The sequence below is a fragment of the Phycisphaerae bacterium genome (genome assembly GCA_012729815.1).
GTDB lineage: Bacteria > Planctomycetota > Phycisphaerae > JAAYCJ01 > JAAYCJ01 > JAAYCJ01.
On the sequence record JAAYCJ010000286.1, the window covers coordinates 1 to 1,603 of the forward strand.

Consider the following 1,603-nt stretch of genomic DNA (forward strand, 5'->3'; position numbering starts at 1 on the left):
CGCTGATTTCCGACATCCACAGCAACATCGAAGCCCTTCAGGCGGTCTTCGACGACATCGCCCGGCGCTCGATCCGCCGGGTCATCTGCCTCGGCGACGTGGTCGGCTACGGCCCCAACCCCTGCGAGTGCCTCGACTTGATCATCGAACGGTGTGAGGCCTGCATCTGCGGCAATCACGACCAAGCTGTTTTCTACGAACCTTACAGCTTCAACATCGGAGCCGAGCGGGCCGCCCTCTGGACCCGCCAGGTCCTCGAAAGCGAGCCCAACAACGCCCTGCGCAACCGCCGGTGGGATTTCCTCGGCAAGCTGCCGGTCAAACACCGCGGCGACGGGTTCGTCTGCGTCCACGGCTCGCCGCGTAAACCGATCAACGAGTACCTCTTTCCCGACGACGTCTACAGCAACCCCAACAAGCTGCTGGACAACTTCCGCCGCCTGGACGAGCCGACCTGCTTCGTCGGCCACACCCACGTGCCCGGCGTCCTGCTCGATGACCCCTATTTCGACCCGCCCGACGAACTGGCCGAACCCAACCAGTTCGAGTTGGGCGAGCAGGCCATCGTCAACGTCGGATCGGTCGGCCAGCCCCGCGACCGCGACTGGCGGGCCAGCTACGTCGTGATGAACGAGGAAACGGTCGAATTCGTCCGGGTCGAATATGACTTGGAAAAGACCGCGGCGAAGATTAAAAAGGTGCCTGAGATCGACGATTTCCTGGGCGAACGACTCAAGGAAGGCCGCTAGCCCGTGAACGATCAGGACAGCGAAGGCAAACAGGGGCCCGCGGATCAGCCGATCGCGGAGTCCCGGCCGGCCGAACCGGGGGGATCGGAGCAACGCCAGAGGCTCTCGGTCGCCCGTCCCATGCGCGAAATCCGGGCGCCCGCCGATCGTATCCTGCCGCCGATGGGCCGGGTGGGGGCTTTTTTCCAACTGCTGGTGGTGATGGGGGTCTGGCTGGGCCTGCTGCTCTGGGCTAAATCGGCCCCGCCGGAGACCGTCCCGCCCGTCGAGGAGCGCGGCTACCTGATCTACGTATCGGTCCTGATCCAGGGCCTGCTGGCCCTGGGGCTGATCGCCGGGACGCTATGGGTCAGCGGGCAGAGCTGGCGGACCATCGGCTTTACCTGGCGCAAGACCCTCGGCCACGAGGCGGGCTGGGCCGCTTTAGGTCTGATGGCCGTCTACGGCATCCTGCTGCTGAGCGGAGTCGCCCTGATGTTCCTGCCGGAGGAGTACGTCAATCAGATCGTCCAGGAACGCAAGGAGCTCTTCGAGACCTTCCCAGCCATTCCGTTCGCCGCGGTGGCGACGGTCATGATGTTCGTAGGGATCTACGAAGAGGTGCTCTTCCGCGGACTGATCCTGACCCGCCTGCGGCTCGTGCTGGGTGACTGGCGGGGTAATTGGGCGACGGCGGTAGTCCTCTCCAGCGCCCTGTTCGGGGTTCTCCACCTCTACGAGGGCTACGTCGCGGTCGTGCAGATCGCCCTGGTCTCGCTGGTGTTCTCCGTCCTGTTTATCTACCGCGGCAGCCTGATCGCTCCGATCCTCGCCCACGCGGCGTTCAACACGATCAACATGACCCTGGCGTTCAA

General features: G+C 64.4%; 2 protein-coding genes. Both read left to right on the forward strand.

Annotated features, from left to right (window positions below; translation table 11 throughout):
• The coding region (locus GXY33_18410) for a metallophosphoesterase (GenBank protein ID NLX07113.1) at nucleotides 1-749 on the forward strand (749 nt) is incomplete at its 5' end.
• Nucleotides 750-752: 3 nt separating this feature from the next.
• On the forward strand, nucleotides 753-1,603 hold an 851-nt coding region (locus tag GXY33_18415; protein NLX07114.1), incomplete at its 3' end, for a CPBP family intramembrane metalloprotease.